Source organism: Sulfurovum iocasae (assembly GCF_047716765.1).
Classification (GTDB): domain Bacteria; phylum Campylobacterota; class Campylobacteria; order Campylobacterales; family Sulfurovaceae; genus Sulfurovum.
Genome location: NZ_CP180410.1, coordinates 2,573,759 through 2,589,639, shown reverse-complemented (window position 1 = coordinate 2,589,639; position 15,881 = coordinate 2,573,759). Strand labels below are relative to the sequence as shown.

Genomic DNA, 15,881 nt, shown 5'->3' with positions numbered 1-15,881 from the left:
TATAATTTAATCTTTTACATTATTTATACTTATCTAATAAATTACGTGAAACTATTTATATAAGATTGGAATGAATATGTAAGATAATTTAGGTAAATAAAATTGATGAAATTAGGAGTAATTTTGTATGAGTTAATAGGCTGTCTCATAGTTGAACCCGAATTATGATAAAATCTATTTTTAACACTAAAAAATAGGTATTTAGAAGAATAAATCATAAAGAAAGGTAACTCTAAAAATCAATGAACAGATTATTTGTTAAAATTCTTTTATTACTATTTCTAACTGTTAGTGCTTATTCAACTGTTTGGAATAGTCCTCATAATAAGAAAAAAGTAAAAACAGAGACACTCTTTTCATCATTTTCTTTACCTCCTAAACGACTCGATCCTGTTGTATCATACAGTGCCAATGAATGGGCTATTATTGGTCAGATCTATGAGCCGCCTTTGCAATATAATTACCTTAAACGACCTTATGAACTGGAGCCACTTACTTTAACTAAAATGCCAACTATCTCTTACTTAGACAAAGAGGGGAACAGGGTAGATGAAAGTTCAGCAGAAGTGGTGTTTTCTGAATATCGTTTAGATCTGAGAAAAGATGTTAAATACCAAGATCATCCATCCTTTGTAAAAGATGCAGAGGGCAGGTTGGTTTATGGTGCATTGAATGAAGACGAATTGGAGATGATTCACTCACTTGATGATCTTAAAAAAACTGCAACACGTTTACTGGTAGCCTCAGATTATGAGTATGCTATCAAACGAATGGCAGTAAGACAAAACCATTCACCTATTTTGGACAGTATGCAAGAGTATATTGTTGGTTTAGAGGATTTCTCCAAAGAGATCAGCCGCATAGCAAAAGAGAAAAAAAAGAGTGATCAAATTTTAGATCTACGTCCTTACTCTATTTCAGGAGTTAAAGTGATAGATGACTATACCCTGACTATCAAGATAAAAGGTCGATATCCCCAATTTCTCTACTGGCTCAGTATGAATTTCTTTGCCCCTATCCCTTGGGAGGCTGATCTATTTTATCAGCAGCGTGGTCTCATAGCAAAAAATCTAACACTCAATTGGTTTCCTGTAGGAACCGGAGCTTACTATCTAGCCGAAAACAACCCAAATAAACAGATGAGACTGGTTGTAAACCCTAACTATCACAGTGAGAACTATCCAACACTAAGTAAAGAAGAGAGTGAAAAGTCGAATGTCCCAAAAGAGTTACTCAAAGATGCAGGGAAGAAACTCCCATTCATCAAAGAGATAATCTACTCCTTAGAAAAAGAGAATATCCCACTATGGAATAAATTTCTCCAAGGCTACTATGACGCATCAGGAATAAGTTCTGAAGCTTTTGACCAGGCAGTACAGATCACATCAACAGGCAATATGGGTCTAAGTGATGAGATGAAAGAGAAGGGAATTGAGTTAAAAGGTTCAGTGCAACCTTCTAGCTTCTATCTGGCATTCAATATGGTTGATCCAGTGGTAGGTGGCTACTCCGAGTCAGCTAAAAAACTGCGTCAAGCCATAAGTATCGTTCAAAACCAGGAGGAGTATATCTCTATCTTTACCAATGAGCGAGGTATCGCAGCGCAAGGACCTATCCCTCCGGGAATTTTCGGTCATGAAGAGGGAGAGGAAGGCACAGATAATGTCATATATGATTGGGTAGAAGGTAAACGGGTTAGAAAATCGTTAGCAGTTGCCAAAAAACTATTGGTAGAAGCAGGTTATCCCAATGGAGTCTCTGAAAAAACAGGGAATCCTTTAAAATTATATTATGATACTACAGCCACAGGTCCTGATGATAGGTCTTTGATGGATTGGAGACGAAAGCAGTTTGATAAGTTGGGTATTCAGTTGGTTATCAGAGCAACAGACTACAATCGCTTCCAGGATAAAGTAAGAAAAGGAAAAGCACAACTCTTCTCATGGGGTTGGAATGCAGATTATCCGGACCCTGAAAACTTTCTGTTTTTGCTCTATGGCGGTAACGCAGCAGTCAATACAAACGGAGCAGGTATTAACTCTTCGAACTACCAAAATCCGGAGTTTGATAGACTTTTTGATGAGATAAAAACCATGAAAAACTCTCCCCTTAGAATGAAAAAGATAAAAGAGATGGTAGAGATAGCAAGAGAAGATACCCCTTGGATCTGGGGTATCCATCCTAAATCGCTTGCCCTTTCGCATAAGTGGTATACCAATGTTTTACCTCATGCTATGGCAAACAATACACTAAAATATAAACGGATCGATGCCAAGTTGAGAGCCCAGAAGCAACAAGAGTGGAATCAGCCGGTTATATGGCCTTTGGTCTTATTGGTGCTTTTTATAATTTCTATGAGCTATCCACTCTATCGTGCTTATCAGTCTAGACAAAGAGCTGTCATTAAGGGAGACAATTAAATGTTTGCTTATATTATCCGAAGAGTACTTTATGCTATCCCGATTTTAATAGGTGTAAACCTCATTACTTTTATACTGTTTTTTATGGTAAACAGTCCTGATGATATGGCGAGAGCTCAACTGGGTGCAAAACAGGTGACCCCAGAGCTTATCCAATCATGGAAAGAGGATAAAGGTTACGATAAACCACTTTTTATCAATAGTGAAGCGGGAGGGGTCAGTACCGTAACTAATACCCTTTTTGTTCAGGAATCACTCAAACTATTCTCTTTTAATTTTGGATTTTCAGATGCCAACCGTGATATTGGTTCTGATATCAAAGAGAGAATGGTACCAAGTCTGGCTATTGCTTTACCTACATTTATGATCGCCCTGATCACCAACATCTCACTGGCACTGCTGCTGGTTCTTTTCCGTGGCTCTGCTCTTGATACCAGTATGATGATCATTGCCGTGATGATCATGTCGGTCTCCGGACTTTTTTATATTATCGCAGGGCAAGTACTCTTTTCCAAGATCTGGCACTGGGTTCCCATCTCTGGGTATGAGAGTGGATGGGGCGGTATTAAATTTATTATTCTGCCTGTAATGATAGGTGTCTTTGCAGGGATAGGTTCAGGGGTCAGGTGGTATCGCAGTATCTTTTTAGAACAGATAAACCAGGACTATGTGCGTACAGCCAGAGCCAAAGGATTGTCAGAACTTAGAGTACTCTTTGGGCATGTGTTGCGAAACGGAATGTTGCCGATCTTGACAGGTGTGGTGGTTGTGATCCCTACTCTGTTCATGGGAAGTCTGATCATGGAGTCATTTTTTGGGATTCCCGGACTTGGGTCTTACACCATTGATGCGATCAATTCGCAGGATTTTGCTATCGTAAAAGCAATGGTGTTTTTAGGTTCAGTCCTTTATATTATTGGGTTAATACTTACCGATATTTCCTATACTCTGTTTGATCCAAGGGTAAAATTATCATGAAACTTGCTTTACTTTGGACAGATATCATGGTCTGGTTTTTGGTCATTTCACTACTGGTCTGGAGTCGGGTTATTTCTCGTTCTCCTCAGGTCAAAAAGCAGTGGCATACTATTTTTAAGTCAAGCATCGCTATGGCTTCGGCTATTATTCTGCTCTTTTATCTATTGTTTACGCTGCTTGATTCCGTACATCTTCGTTTTTCTACCACGCCAACAGAGACAAAAAGTGAAAAAGTACTATACCAGGGAGATATAGTAAGTCTTCTAGATCTACTGTTTGCTCATAATATAGAAAGTACAGAACGGACCTATTCTGCACCTTTTTCTACACATGAATATGCCACGTCTATAGTGGTTGATGAGAATGGTGTGACCAAGCAGGAGTATCTGCCTTTAAAGCATGTGGGAAATGGAGATGATATTGTTGATAAATCTATTTTTGCTATTTTTATAGGGCTGATTATTGGTGGATCGCTTATTTTTGTACATATAGTTTGGCGTAAAAAGAGAGGGTTTAAAAGTGAGTTGCCTTGGCGAACTGCTTACTTGACACTACTCTCTTTGGTAGTGACATTCACATGGTTCTATATGCTTAGTTACCACTATCATGTTCTGGGCACTGATAAAGTGGGTGGAGATGTACTTTATCAGAGTCTGAAGAGTATCCGTACAGGGGTGCTTATCGGGATACTTACCACTTTGATCATGTTGCCTGTAGCTATTATCTTGGGGGTTAGTGCCGGGCTGTTCGGTGGTTGGGTAGATGATGTGATCCAATATCTCTATACTACACTCAGTTCGATTCCCGGGGTCTTACTCATCGCAGCAGGGGTATTGGTAATGCAAGTGATGATGGATAATAATCCCGGCTGGTTTGAAACCACACTGGAACGATCTGATCTACGCCTATTGTTTCTGATAATGATCCTGGGGATCACCTCTTGGACCGGGCTTTGTCGTCTGCTTCGTGCCGAGACCTTGAAAATATCTCAAATAGAGTTTGTCACAGCGGCTAAAGCGTTTGGTGTAGGTAAGTTAACGATTATCCGCCGCCATATCATTCCAAATCTTATGCATATTATTCTTATCTCAGTGGTGCTGGATTTTTCCGGTCTTGTACTTGCGGAGGCAGTTCTCTCTTATGTGGGGGTAGGGGTTGACCCGACCATGCACAGCTGGGGAAATATGATAAACCAGGCCAGGTTGGAGATGGCAAGAGAGCCGATGGTCTGGTGGTCACTGTTCTCTGCATTTGTCTTTATGTTTATTTTGGTGTTGGCTGCAAACCTCTTATCTGATCGTATTCAGACGGTTTTGGATCCGAGGAACAAATCATGAGCAGTATCTTAAGTGTAAAAGATTTGAGTCTAAGCATAGAAAGAGAGAAGCTTCTAAATTCTATAAGTTTTGAGATCAAAAGAGGTGAGATATTTGCTCTTGTGGGTGAGTCCGGAAGTGGAAAGTCTTTGACTTCTTTGGCTATTATGCGACTGCTTCCCGATGTTATATCGGTGAGTTCCGGAGATATTAAACTAAAAAATAGGTCTCTGTTTTCACTGCCCGAATCACAAATGCAGAAGATCCGTGGTAAGCAGATCGCTATGATCTTTCAAGAGCCAATGAGTGCCTTAAACCCTGTTATGACCGTGGGTGAGCAGGTGGCAGAGGTGATTAAGCTACACTTGGGGTTAAAGAAAGATGAGATTAAAAAGAAGGTTATTTCACTTTTTGAAGAAGTTGCACTGAAAGATCCAGAAGAGAGATATAACTGGTATCCTCATCAACTCTCAGGTGGACAGAAGCAGAGAGTGATGATCGCCATAGCACTGGCATGTGAACCTGATCTGTTGATCGCAGATGAGCCGACAACTGCACTGGATGTAACCATACAGGCACAAGTTTTAACGCTGCTCAAAAAGATAAGGGATGAGAGGAACCTTTCTATACTTTTTATAACTCATGATATGGCGGTAGTTTCCCAGATGGCAGATAGAGTGGCGGTAATGCGACAAGGAGAGATTTTAGAACAGGCGGATTGTAAAACGTTTTTTAATGATCCTCAGCACCCATACACTAAAAGTCTACTCAAGGATGCTATGGGAACAAAAGAAGAGCGAGAGACCGGGCAAGAGCAAGATAGGCTACTTGAAGTAGAGGATCTAAAAGTCTATTTTCCTATCAAGAAAGGTTTTTTCCAACGTACTGTTGGTTATGTGAAAGCGGTCGATGCTGTGACTCTCTCCATTCCAAGAGGTAAAACACTTGCTTTGGTTGGTGAGTCAGGGTCTGGAAAAAGTACCATAGGTCAAGCGATACTCTCTTTGGTGCCAATCACTGAGGGAACAGTAAAGTTTGAGAACCAGGATCTTGGTAGATTAAGTCAGACAGAGTTAAAACCCTATCGTCGCAAGATACAGATTATTTTTCAAGATCCATTCTCTGCACTTAACCCTCGTATGACCATTGGTGATATTATCCGTGAGGGTATGGTAAGTTTGGATGTGGGTTCAAAAGATAAAGCTTCACAGGATGAACATATAAGAGAACTTCTTTTAAAAGTTGACTTGGAAGCAGAACATGTCCATCGTTATCCCCATGAGTTTTCAGGAGGGCAGCGACAGCGTATAGGTATTGCACGAGCATTGGCTGTAGAACCTGAACTTATTATCTGTGATGAGCCTACCTCGGCACTTGACGTCACGGTACGTTCGCAAGTACTTAAACTGCTTAAAAAACTACAACAGGAGTCGGGAGTATCATATCTCTTTATCACGCATGATCTGTCTATCGTTCCTATTATCGCAGATGAGGTAGCTGTGATGAAAGAGGGGAAAATAGTTGAACAGGGAACCATAGAAAATGTGATGGAGTGTCCTAAACATGAATATACACAGAAATTGTTAAAATCTGCACCAAAGTTACCAAAATAAAGAGATGAAAATGATAATACTATTTGACTTAGACGGAACACTCATAGACTCAACAGAGGCTATACTTGAAAGCTTCAGTGTTGCATATAAAACCTTTGAAGAAGAGGTACCGGCTGATACATTGATCAAAGCAGAGATAGGACATCCTCTGGATGCCATGTTTCAAACACTTGGTGTGAAAGAAGGTAAGGTATGGGATTATGTATATGCCTATAAGATGCATTACAGAAAAATAAGTTGTGCTAAAACTGTACTCTTGCCACAGGCAAGAGAAGCTGTAGAGCTTGCAAGTAAACATGCAACATTAGGTGTGGTTACAACAAAAACAGCAAAGTACTCCATAGAACTTTTGGAGCATATGGGATTAATGCGTTATTTTGATGTGCTTGTGGGTAGAGAAGATGTAGAAAATCCTAAGCCGCATCCAGAGCCAGTATATAAAGCTTTGTCAAAGTTACAAAGTGATACAACTAAGTGTTGGATGGTGGGTGATACCTGTATGGATATGCATGCAGCTAAAGCTGCCGGAATAGAGTCGATCGCAGTAACCTGTGGATACGGTACTAAAGAAGTATTGGGTCAATGTACAGAAAATGTTCATAAAAATGCGTTAGAAGCAATCACTTTTATAACGTCAGATTAAAAAAATTGTAATTCCAAGCACCCTTTAAGAGTGCTAGCATTACAATAAGCGTAATACAATATATTCGATAGGAGAAATTATGGTAGAAATTAGATGGCACAGTCGTGCTGGTCAAGGTGCTGTAAGTGGTGCCAAAGGCTTGGGCGATGTTGTTGCGACAACAGGGAAAGAGGTACAGGCCTTTGCACTATACGGTTCTGCAAAAAGAGGGGCAGCACTTCGAGCATATAATAGAATTTCAGATGAGCAAATTTTTAACCATGCAAAATTTATGCACCCAGACTTCGTTTTGGTGATCGACCCGGCATTGGCATTTACAGATAATATTGAAGTAAATGAAAAAGATGAAACCAAATATATTATTACTACGCATCTTTCTAAAGAAGAGCTTATCGCAGGTATACCGGCACTTAAAGGGAAAGAAGATAGAGTATTTGTAGTTGATTGTATAGAGATCTCTTTAGATACTATCGGAAGATCAATGCCAAATTCACCTATGCTTGGAGCATTTGTTAAGATTTCAGGTATGTTCGAATTGGATTATTTCTTGGAAAATATGAAAAGAGTACTCAGTAAATTCCCACAAAAAATTATTGATGCAAATATGGATGCTATTACCAGAGCATATAACGAAGTTAAGTAGAGAGGAAGTAGAATGCAAGATTTAAAATTAAAAGCAACTGACAGTAGAGGTCTTTATCAGCTTGAGGCCGGTTTTGATCTACTGGGCTGGGATGAAGTAACACAAGGATCTGTTCTTTCTTCATTTGAAGGTGATGCAACAGATATCGTTAACTTAAAAGCAGAAGAGAGAGCATATTCTCACTATAACTCATATACAGCTACTGTTGCGTCTTGGAGAGTAAAAAAACCAGTTTTTAACATTGATGTATGTATTGATTGTCAAAACTGTTGGGTTTGGTGTCCGGACTCTTCAATTATCTCAAGAGATAAGCAAATGTTAGGAATTGATTATGACCACTGTAAAGGGTGTGAGGTTTGTGTGGAAGTATGTCCTACAAATCCGAAATCACTTTTGATGTTTGGCGAGAATGATGACATAGAGACAGCATTGTCTCAATGGCCAGAAAAAAAGAAAAAAGAAACGAAGTAAGGGACCATTATGGCAGTAAAATATGATTTAAATGAAAGAGAAGTTTGGGACGGTAACTTTGCCGCATCTCAAGCACTAAGACAAGCACAGGTTGATGTTGTTGTAGCGTATCCTATTACACCTTCTACACCAATCGTTGAAAACTACGGATCATACGTTGCAAATGGCTACATAGATGGCGAGTTTGTAATGGTTGAGTCTGAGCATGCTGCAATGTCAGGATGTATCGGTGCTTCTGCATCAGGTGGACGTGTATCTACAGCAACATCTTCACAAGGTTTTGCATTGATGGCTGAGGTACTTTACCAGGCATCTGGTATGAGACTTCCTATCGTACTTAACGTAGTAAACAGAGCATTGGCTTCTCCACTGAATGTACGTGGTGACCATGCAGATATGTACCTAGGGCGTGACTCAGGTTGGATCCAAATGGGTGCATTTAATGCACAAGAAGCCTATGACCTTGCACTATGTGCATTTAAAGTAGCTGAAAATCATGATGTAAGACTTCCGGTAATGGTACACCAAGATGGTTTCATTACTTCACACACAGCACAGAATGTTTACCCTTTAACAGATGAAGCAGCATACAACTTTATAGGTGACATCGTACCTGTAGATGATATGCTTGACTTCTCTAGACCTGTAACATATGGTGCGCAGACAGAAGAAGACTGGCACTTTGAGCATAAAGCAAAACAGCATAAGGCATTGATGGATTCTCGTCCTATCATTGATAAAGTATATGAAGAGTTTGAAAAGCTTACAGGTAGAAAATACAACAGAGTAGAATCTTACTTAATGGAAGATGCCGATGTAGCTATCGTAGCACTTGGTACAACTGTTGAGACTGCAAGAGTAGCAGCGGAACAACTTAGAAAAGAAGAGGGTATCAAAGCAGGTGTTGTTGCAATCAGATGTTTCAGACCTTTCCCTTTTGATGAAGTAAGAAATGCATTGGAAAATGTAAAATGTGTTGCTGTAACAGATCGTTCAAGTCCTGGTGGAGCTATGGGTGCATTCTATAACGAAGTATCTGCTGCACTATATACTACAGCAAATAGACCACTTGTAACGAACTTTATTTATGGTCTTGGTGGACGTGACTTCTCTATTGATGAAGCAAAAAGAATCTTTACAGAGCAGCAAGCACACGCTGATGCTGGACATATTACAACAGATATCCAACAGTTCTCAGGACTTAGAGGTCCTTACCTTGGATATTTCCAAACGAAAAGAGGTTAATTATGGCAATTACATCAATAAAAAACTTAAAAGAATTTTCAACGAACAATGACAGATTTGAGGGTGCACACACTCTCTGTCCTGGTTGTGCGCACTCTATGATCGTTAGAGAGCTTATGAACTGTACAGATGATAACCTTGTTATCTCTGCAAACACAGGTTGTCTAGAAGTATCAACAGCGGTTTATCCGTTTACTTCATGGGATACATCTTGGATCCATATTGGGTTTGAAAATGCAGCAACAGCGGTTACTGGTGCAGAAGTAATGCACAAAGTAAGAAAGAAAAAAGGCACACTAAAAGACAACGATGCTCCAGTTAAATTCGTTGCATTTGGTGGTGACGGTTCTACTTTTGATATCGGTTTCCAATGGCTCTCAGGTGCTATGGAAAGAGGTCACGACTTCACATATATTTGTTTAGATAACGAAAACTATGCAAATACAGGTGGACAAAGATCATCAGCAACACCTATCGGTGCTACGACTTCAACTGCTCAGGCAGGTACACACTCTTACGGTAAGAAAGAGAAGAAGAAAGATATCATCTCTATCATGGCTGCACATGGTTCACCTTATGTTGCACAGTTGGCTCCAAATAAATGGAAGTCAATGGCAAAAGGTTTCCAAAAAGCATTAGAGATCGAAGGTCCTTGTTTCATTAACACGGTTTCACCATGTTGTACAGAGTGGAGATTCGATCCAAAAGATACGATCAACATTACAGACTTAGCAACAGATACATTGATGTTCCCGATCTATGAGATTATTGACTCTCACGAGCTTAACATTCTTTATAGACCAAAAAATCTTCTTAAAGTAGAAGACTATCTTGGTGCTCAAGGGCGTTATAAGCACTTGTTTAAACCAGAGTATAGACATGTTATTGATCAGATCCAGAGTGATATTGATAAAAACTGGGATATGCTACAAAGACGTGAAGAAGCACGTATCTAAAAGTCCAGCTTTGGCACATCTTCGTCCGAACGGAACTTTTTCCGTTCGGTCACATACCGACGTATGCTCCCTTTCTCCAAAAATTCAGTTCAAATAAATATGCACCAAATCTGAACTTTTATATTCTTAGTTAAATAAAATCTTTAGATTCTTATTTTTATTTACATTAATCTCGATATAATCAAAAAAAACTTACAAGGAAATGACTATGCCATTATTAGACAGTTTTACAGTAGACCATACAAAAATGATAGCACCGGCAGTGAGAGTTGCTAAGACTATGAGTTCACCTAGTGGAGATGATATTACTGTGTTTGATCTTCGTTTTTGTGTACCAAACAAAGAGATCTTAACAGAAAAAGGTATTCATACTTTTGAACATCTTTTTGCAGGCTTTATGAGAGATCATCTTAACTCTAAAAAAGTAGAGATCATCGATATCTCACCTATGGGTTGTCGCACAGGATTTTATATGTCTCTACTTGGTACTCCTTCTGCGAAAAAAGTATCTAAAGCTTGGAAAGAATCTATGAAAGATGTGCTCAAGGTTAAAAAACAAAGTGATATTCCAGAACTTAACCTTTATCAATGTGGAACTTATAAAATGCATTCGTTAAAAGAGGCAAAAGAAATTGCACAAACTGTACTAGACAGAGATATTGGTATTATGAGTAATGAAGAGTTGAAACTCAGTAAAAAAATACTCAAAGGACTTTAACATGTTTATTTTAATCCCTGTAGATAGTGACAATGGACTAGACAGTAAAATTACAACACTGATCGATATGAAAACATGGGCACTTGTTGAATTTGAAGATGGAAAAGCTAAAACGGTACAATTTTCTGAAGACAGAACAGCCTTTGGTATAGAGTGGGTAGATTTTGTTGTCTTGGACAATAAATTTGAAAATTATATGGACTTTATGGGTGAAGGTATGATGTGTCTTGTTAAACGAGAAGAAGAGACTGTAGAAGAAGTGGTATCTGCATTTGCCTTTAAAGAGTTAGATGAGATAGGTTTTTAGTTTATTGTACGATGAAACCCTAAGATCTCAAAAAGAGATAGTACTATGTGAAGATGGTACGAATACACTCTACTCAAAAGAGTTTGATGAGCCCTACCACTCCACAAAAGACGGTGCTTTACATGAAAGTTTAGAAAAACATGTGAAGCCCTCTTTGACTCTTAAAAAAGAAAATGAACAACTCACCATTTTAGATATCTGTTTTGGTTTAGGCTATAACACTTTTGCAACACTTTACTATATAAAACAACAGAAACTTACTACTAAAATACATATTATTTCTCCAGAGTTTGATGAAGGGCTTGTACGCTCACTGGGTACATTTGATTATCCTCCAGAATTTGAGAATATCAAATACATTATAAAAGCCATAAATCAAGATCTGTACTATGAAGATGAACAGTTCAAGATAGAGATATTGCTTGGTGATGCAAGGAAAAGCATCCCTCAAATAAAAGAGAAGATAGACATCGTCTATCAAGATGCTTTCAGCCCTTCACATAACCCCCTACTTTGGACAACAGAATATTTTAGAGATGTTAGAGCTATCTGTAAAGAGGATGCCATACTGACTACTTACTCCACAGCGGCAGCTATACGTTTAGGACTTTATGAAAATGGATTTTACATCTTTGTACATAGAGCAGAAATGATGCGATATTCAACAGTAGCAAGTTTGAAAATGCTTGAAGATGTGGAATATATAGATATGGAATTGAAAAAGGTACGCAATAGTGAAGCTAGAAGTATGAAGGATAGGGATCATCAATAAATATGAACTGCCAACCAAATAGTGCCATGAGAGGTTTTTAAAACTTTATGAGGTGTTTTAGCTGGAATGAAAAAAGTATCACCTTTTTTAAGGACTTTTTCTTCATTGTCTAAAAGCAGTGTGGCTTCACCCTCTATAACGACAACCCACTCATCTTCATCTTGTATATATTCAACAGGTTCAACATCAGCTGAACTTACAATACGGTTTATTTTGATGTTCTTATGTTTGAGTAGGGTAGTGAAATCTTCACCATTTTTAGGAACAGTGAAGTTGTAGAGGTTCATTAGTAGCTCATCTGTAAACTATCGACATCATCCCAACCCATACTCTTTTTTTGACTTCTGTGTGCGAGTATGTGGTCTATGTATCTGGCAAAAACATCAGTCTCTATGTTGAGTTTTGTCCCTATTTTATAGTTTTTCATCAGTGTTTCTTTGAGTGTGTGAGGGATGATGGTGAGTCTGAAATTGTCATCGCCTACATCATTAACTGTAAGTGATATGCCATCTATAGTAATAGAACCTTTGGGGATGATGTGTGCAATGTACTTGGGATCTACCTTGATAATGAAGTCTGTAGCGTTTTCTCTAGGGGTGATCTGTGAAACTGTACCGACACAATCTACATGCCCCTGTACGATATGCCCTTCAAATCTGTCATTCATCATCATGGCTGGTTCCATATGCACAGCACCTGAGATCTTACTTTCATCTATGATAGAACGGGTTTCATCTGCCAGTTCCAAGTCAAAGCCATCAGAGTGTACTTTGATCACAGTAAGGCAAACACCATTGATAGCGATAGAGTCACCCAGTTTTGCTTTGTGTTTAGACTTGATGGTGAGGATGTTGTTTTGATAGCTTTTTACTGTTGCAATTTCTCGGATTAGACCTGTGAACATATGACCTCAATTTATTTGGATATAATTCGATTATTATAGCAAAATATATATATTTTCTTGTTCCTTGCTTCAGCTTGTGAATGAGTAATAAGGTTTTTTATGAATTATGAAGTCATAGTTATCGGTGGTGGTCATGCAGGTATAGAGGCATCTTTGAGCTCTGCCCGTATGGGCGTAAAGACATTGATGATAACAATTTTAGCAGAACAGATAGGGGCATCAAGCTGTAACCCTGCCATAGGTGGACTGGCAAAAGGTCACTTGGTACGGGAAGTAGATGCTCTTGGTGGTGAGATGGGTTTGTGTACTGACAAAACTGGGATACAGTTTCGTACACTGAACGCTTCTAAAGGACCGGCAGTAAGAGGAACACGTGCACAGATAGATATGGATGCATATCGTATCTATATGCGTAATGTAGTGCTAAATACGCCTAACTTAGATGTTAAGCAAGAGATAGCTGATGGACTCATCGTAGAGGAAGGTGAAGTAAAAGGGGTGACAACACAACTTGGTAACAGATATGTGGCACCTAAAGTGATCATCACGGCAGGAACATTTCTCAATGGTCTTATCCACATTGGAGATAAACAGCAAACTGCAGGAAGACAAGGGGAATTTGCTTCTATTGAGTTGGCTGAATATTTGAAAGAACTTGGACTAAATATTGGTCGTTTAAAAACAGGTACCTGTGCAAGAATTGATGCAAAATCTGTTGATATCTCTGTAATGGAAGTACAACCTGGAGATACACCTCCACCACCTTTTTCTTTTAGAACGGATAAAAAAACATTTAATCCTAAACAGCTTCCTTGCTATGTTACGTATACAAATGAGGAGACACATCAAATTATAGAAAATAATTTTGACAGAGCACCTCTTTTTTCCGGACAGATAGAGGGTGTAGGACCTCGTTACTGTCCAAGTATCGAAGATAAGATCAGCCGATTTCGAGATAGACCAAGACACCAGATATTTGTAGAGCCTCAAACGATAGATGAGACAGAGTACTACATCAACGGTATGAGTACCTCTTTACCTACAGATGTTCAACTTGAAATGGTTCGTTCTGTAGAGGGGATGGAAAATGCAAAGATCGTTCGTTATGGCTATGCTATAGAGTATGATTATGTACAGCCTACGGATCTGAAACATACGCTAGAGACTAAAAAGGTTAAAGGTCTTTACTGTGCAGGGCAGATAAATGGTACTACCGGTTATGAAGAGGCCGCAGCACAAGGGCTTATGGCTGGGATCAATGCTGCATTGAGTATTCAAGAAAAAGAGCCATTTATTCTTAGACGTGACGAAGCCTATATAGGTGTACTTATAGATGACTTGGTAACCAAAGGAACAAAAGAGCCATATCGTATGTTTACTTCTCGTGCGGAGTATAGACTACTTCTCCGTGAAGACAATGCAGATATGAGACTTTCACATTATGGTAAAGAGTTGGGACTTTTGGATGCTGATTATATGGAACGGTTCGAAGTTAAAAAAGCAAACTTGGATGAGGCATTAGACTACTTAAGGGTAAATCATGTAACCCCAACTAAAGAATTTTTAGCTAAATTAGAATCTATAGGTGCAGTGAAGATCAATGACAGAACCTATTGGATGGATGTTATAGGACGTGGAGACTTTAACAGAGAAAAGTTAGTTACCCTCCTGCCTGAATTTGATAAATACGATGATGAAGTGATGGAGCAGATACTTGTAGAGGCTAAGTATAGTCGTTATATAGAGAAGCAACAACAGCAGATACTTAAGATGGATGATATGCTTAAGATCAAAATACCGCAAGGTTTTGTGTATAAGAATATTTCAGGTTTGAGTAATGAGATAGTTGAAAAATTGGAAAGAGCTACACCGCCTACATTGTTTACTGCGTCACAGATATCTGGTGTGACACCTGCTGCATTGGAGATCATTCATGTGCATATTAAGATGGCACAAAGAGGAAAAAAACCTAAAGGACAAAATTAATGTTATTTTATTATACCAATACAGGACACAAAATAGGACTTGAGAGACTTAGACGAGGGGCGGCTTTATTGAAAAGACTAGCAAGTAAAGGTATTGAAACACAACTTTTGGTTAATGACTTTCGTGCGGGGCTCGTGGCTAAAGAGTTAGGAGTGAAAGAGTATGTAACTGTTGAGACGGTACAAGATATAGATGCTATCGCTCAATTTGGAGATAGTATTATCATAGATTCACCTGAAGATGACCATGGACGTTTGGTGAAGTATTGTGAAGACTTTAAAAATGTTTGGCGTTTTGAAGTGGGTAATGATGATGTATCAGTACATGGTGAAACGTTGTTTAAGGTAGAGTGTAAGGATGAGAGTTGTGAAGATGCCGTAATTATAGATGATGACTATTTTGAAGAAACAGCAAAAGAAGAACGTACTCTTTTCTTTTTAAGTGATGCAGATTATGACAAAATCATTTTAAGCAATGAAGTATTTTTTAAAACACTTAATATGGAACTGCTTCTTGGAAATTATTTCTTTGTGAAGTATGAAGATGATCTGGCAAAACTTTTTTCTACACTGCATGAACCTGAAGAGTATATGGATCTTATTAAAAGTAGCAGTCATATCGTGACTGCCTCTGCACAAACGGCTTTAGAGGCTAAAGTGAGTGGTGCAAAAGTTATTTATCTTCAGTTGTCAAACAATGATCTTTATCCTGTGGAACTCTTAAAAACATATGGTATAGATATTGTAAATGGTTTTGATGCCGAAGATGTAGTGAAATATCTAAAAGAAGAAGCACAAATTCCCTCCAAAACCCTAAAATGCTTTGATGAGCAAAAAATTATATCAACCTTATAAATAAAAGTGATGTAGTGAATTAAGACAATTTTTCTCCTAATTCACTTACCGTAAC

Annotated in this window: 16 protein-coding genes; 14 read left to right on the top strand and 2 right to left on the bottom strand. The window is 38.6% G+C overall.

The annotated features are described in order from the left end of the window. Window positions 1-242: 242 nt before the first annotated feature. The 12 genes from ACLHDG_RS12740 (at window position 243) to ACLHDG_RS12685 (ending at window position 12,082) form a co-directional block, all read left to right on the top strand. Window positions 243-2,420, top strand: a complete 2,178-nt coding sequence (locus ACLHDG_RS12740; protein WP_415406626.1) for an ABC transporter substrate-binding protein — start codon at window positions 243-245, stop codon at window positions 2,418-2,420. Then, entirely contained in the window at window positions 2,421-3,398 is a 978-nt protein-coding gene (locus ACLHDG_RS12735) for an ABC transporter permease (protein WP_415406625.1), read from the top strand. After that, window positions 3,395-4,735: an ABC transporter permease gene (locus ACLHDG_RS12730; RefSeq protein WP_415406624.1), complete on the top strand. Its 1,341-nt coding sequence runs from the start codon at window positions 3,395-3,397 to the stop codon at window positions 4,733-4,735. Before ACLHDG_RS12735 ends, ACLHDG_RS12730 begins: the two co-directional genes overlap by 4 nt. Further along, a complete protein-coding gene (locus tag ACLHDG_RS12725; protein ID WP_415406623.1) occupies window positions 4,732-6,327 on the top strand; it encodes an ABC transporter ATP-binding protein in 1,596 nt (531 codons plus the stop codon). The genes ACLHDG_RS12730 and ACLHDG_RS12725 overlap by 4 nt, the downstream gene beginning before the upstream one ends. A gap of 10 nt (window positions 6,328-6,337) precedes the next feature. Next, a complete protein-coding gene (locus ACLHDG_RS12720) occupies window positions 6,338-6,970 on the top strand; it encodes an HAD family hydrolase (RefSeq protein ID WP_415406622.1) in 633 nt (210 codons plus the stop codon). A gap of 79 nt (window positions 6,971-7,049) precedes the next feature. Beyond that, window positions 7,050-7,613, top strand: a complete 564-nt coding sequence (locus ACLHDG_RS12715) for a pyruvate flavodoxin oxidoreductase subunit gamma (protein ID WP_415406621.1) — start codon at window positions 7,050-7,052, stop codon at window positions 7,611-7,613. 12 nt (window positions 7,614-7,625) lie between these two features. Then, window positions 7,626-8,084 (top strand): 4Fe-4S dicluster-binding protein, encoded by a 459-nt coding sequence (locus tag ACLHDG_RS12710; RefSeq protein WP_415406620.1) that lies wholly within the window; start codon window positions 7,626-7,628, stop codon window positions 8,082-8,084. A gap of 9 nt (window positions 8,085-8,093) precedes the next feature. Beyond that, a complete protein-coding gene (locus tag ACLHDG_RS12705) occupies window positions 8,094-9,329 on the top strand; it encodes a 2-oxoacid:ferredoxin oxidoreductase subunit alpha (protein WP_415406619.1) in 1,236 nt (411 codons plus the stop codon). A 2-nt stretch (window positions 9,330-9,331) separates the two neighbouring features. Then, window positions 9,332-10,285 carry a thiamine pyrophosphate-dependent enzyme gene (locus ACLHDG_RS12700; RefSeq protein WP_415406618.1) on the top strand — a complete coding sequence of 318 codons (954 nt, stop codon included), beginning with the start codon at window positions 9,332-9,334 and terminating at the stop codon, window positions 10,283-10,285. A 208-nt stretch (window positions 10,286-10,493) separates the two neighbouring features. Then, window positions 10,494-11,003, top strand: coding sequence for an S-ribosylhomocysteine lyase (gene luxS / locus ACLHDG_RS12695; RefSeq protein ID WP_415406617.1), 510 nt, complete (start codon window positions 10,494-10,496; stop codon window positions 11,001-11,003). A 1-nt stretch (window position 11,004) separates the two neighbouring features. Continuing rightward, a complete protein-coding gene (locus tag ACLHDG_RS12690; protein WP_415406616.1) occupies window positions 11,005-11,310 on the top strand; it encodes a hypothetical protein in 306 nt (101 codons plus the stop codon). A 4-nt stretch (window positions 11,311-11,314) separates the two neighbouring features. Further along, window positions 11,315-12,082, top strand: coding sequence for a tRNA (5-methylaminomethyl-2-thiouridine)(34)-methyltransferase MnmD (locus ACLHDG_RS12685; RefSeq protein ID WP_415406615.1), 768 nt, complete (start codon window positions 11,315-11,317; stop codon window positions 12,080-12,082). Here ACLHDG_RS12685 and ACLHDG_RS12680 read toward each other — a convergent pair. Further along, window positions 12,076-12,369: a cupin domain-containing protein gene (locus tag ACLHDG_RS12680; protein ID WP_415406614.1), complete on the bottom strand. Its 294-nt coding sequence runs from the start codon at window positions 12,367-12,369 to the stop codon at window positions 12,076-12,078. The two genes, ACLHDG_RS12685 and ACLHDG_RS12680, sit on opposite strands and share 7 nt — an antisense overlap. Continuing rightward, window positions 12,369-12,986, bottom strand: coding sequence for a riboflavin synthase (gene ribE, locus ACLHDG_RS12675; protein WP_415406613.1), 618 nt, complete (start codon window positions 12,984-12,986; stop codon window positions 12,369-12,371). Before ribE ends, ACLHDG_RS12680 begins: the two co-directional genes overlap by 1 nt. A 99-nt stretch (window positions 12,987-13,085) precedes the next feature. Between ribE and mnmG the strand changes: the two genes are divergently transcribed. Together mnmG and ACLHDG_RS12665 are read left to right on the top strand one after the other, a co-directional pair. Further along, window positions 13,086-14,972, top strand: coding sequence for a tRNA uridine-5-carboxymethylaminomethyl(34) synthesis enzyme MnmG (gene mnmG, locus ACLHDG_RS12670; RefSeq protein WP_415406612.1), 1,887 nt, complete (start codon window positions 13,086-13,088; stop codon window positions 14,970-14,972). After that, complete coding sequence (locus tag ACLHDG_RS12665) at window positions 14,972-15,826, top strand: hypothetical protein (RefSeq protein ID WP_415406611.1); 855 nt, start codon at window positions 14,972-14,974, stop codon at window positions 15,824-15,826. The genes mnmG and ACLHDG_RS12665 overlap by 1 nt, the downstream gene beginning before the upstream one ends. Window positions 15,827-15,881 lie beyond the last annotated feature (55 nt).

Bases quoted from the DNA above. Each gene is read 5' to 3' on its own strand.
- ACLHDG_RS12730 (WP_415406624.1), top strand. From the start codon at position 3,395: ATGAAACTTGCTTTACTTTGGACAGATATCATGGTCTGGTTTTTGGTC.
- ACLHDG_RS12725 (WP_415406623.1), top strand. From the start codon at position 4,732: ATGAGCAGTATCTTAAGTGTAAAAGATTTGAGTCTAAGCATAGAAAGA.
- ACLHDG_RS12720 (WP_415406622.1), top strand. From the start codon at position 6,338: ATGATAATACTATTTGACTTAGACGGAACACTCATAGACTCAACAGAG.
- ACLHDG_RS12735 (WP_415406625.1), top strand. From the start codon at position 2,421: ATGTTTGCTTATATTATCCGAAGAGTACTTTATGCTATCCCGATTTTA.
- ACLHDG_RS12715 (WP_415406621.1), top strand. From the start codon at position 7,050: ATGGTAGAAATTAGATGGCACAGTCGTGCTGGTCAAGGTGCTGTAAGT.
- ribE (WP_415406613.1), bottom strand. From the start codon at position 12,986: ATGTTCACAGGTCTAATCCGAGAAATTGCAACAGTAAAAAGCTATCAA.
- ACLHDG_RS12705 (WP_415406619.1), top strand. From the start codon at position 8,094: ATGGCAGTAAAATATGATTTAAATGAAAGAGAAGTTTGGGACGGTAAC.
- ACLHDG_RS12665 (WP_415406611.1), top strand. From the start codon at position 14,972: ATGTTATTTTATTATACCAATACAGGACACAAAATAGGACTTGAGAGA.
- ACLHDG_RS12710 (WP_415406620.1), top strand. From the start codon at position 7,626: ATGCAAGATTTAAAATTAAAAGCAACTGACAGTAGAGGTCTTTATCAG.
- ACLHDG_RS12690 (WP_415406616.1), top strand. From the start codon at position 11,005: ATGTTTATTTTAATCCCTGTAGATAGTGACAATGGACTAGACAGTAAA.
- ACLHDG_RS12740 (WP_415406626.1), top strand. From the start codon at position 243: ATGAACAGATTATTTGTTAAAATTCTTTTATTACTATTTCTAACTGTT.
- luxS (WP_415406617.1), top strand. From the start codon at position 10,494: ATGCCATTATTAGACAGTTTTACAGTAGACCATACAAAAATGATAGCA.
- ACLHDG_RS12680 (WP_415406614.1), bottom strand. From the start codon at position 12,369: ATGAACCTCTACAACTTCACTGTTCCTAAAAATGGTGAAGATTTCACT.
- mnmG (WP_415406612.1), top strand. From the start codon at position 13,086: ATGAATTATGAAGTCATAGTTATCGGTGGTGGTCATGCAGGTATAGAG.
- ACLHDG_RS12700 (WP_415406618.1), top strand. From the start codon at position 9,332: ATGGCAATTACATCAATAAAAAACTTAAAAGAATTTTCAACGAACAAT.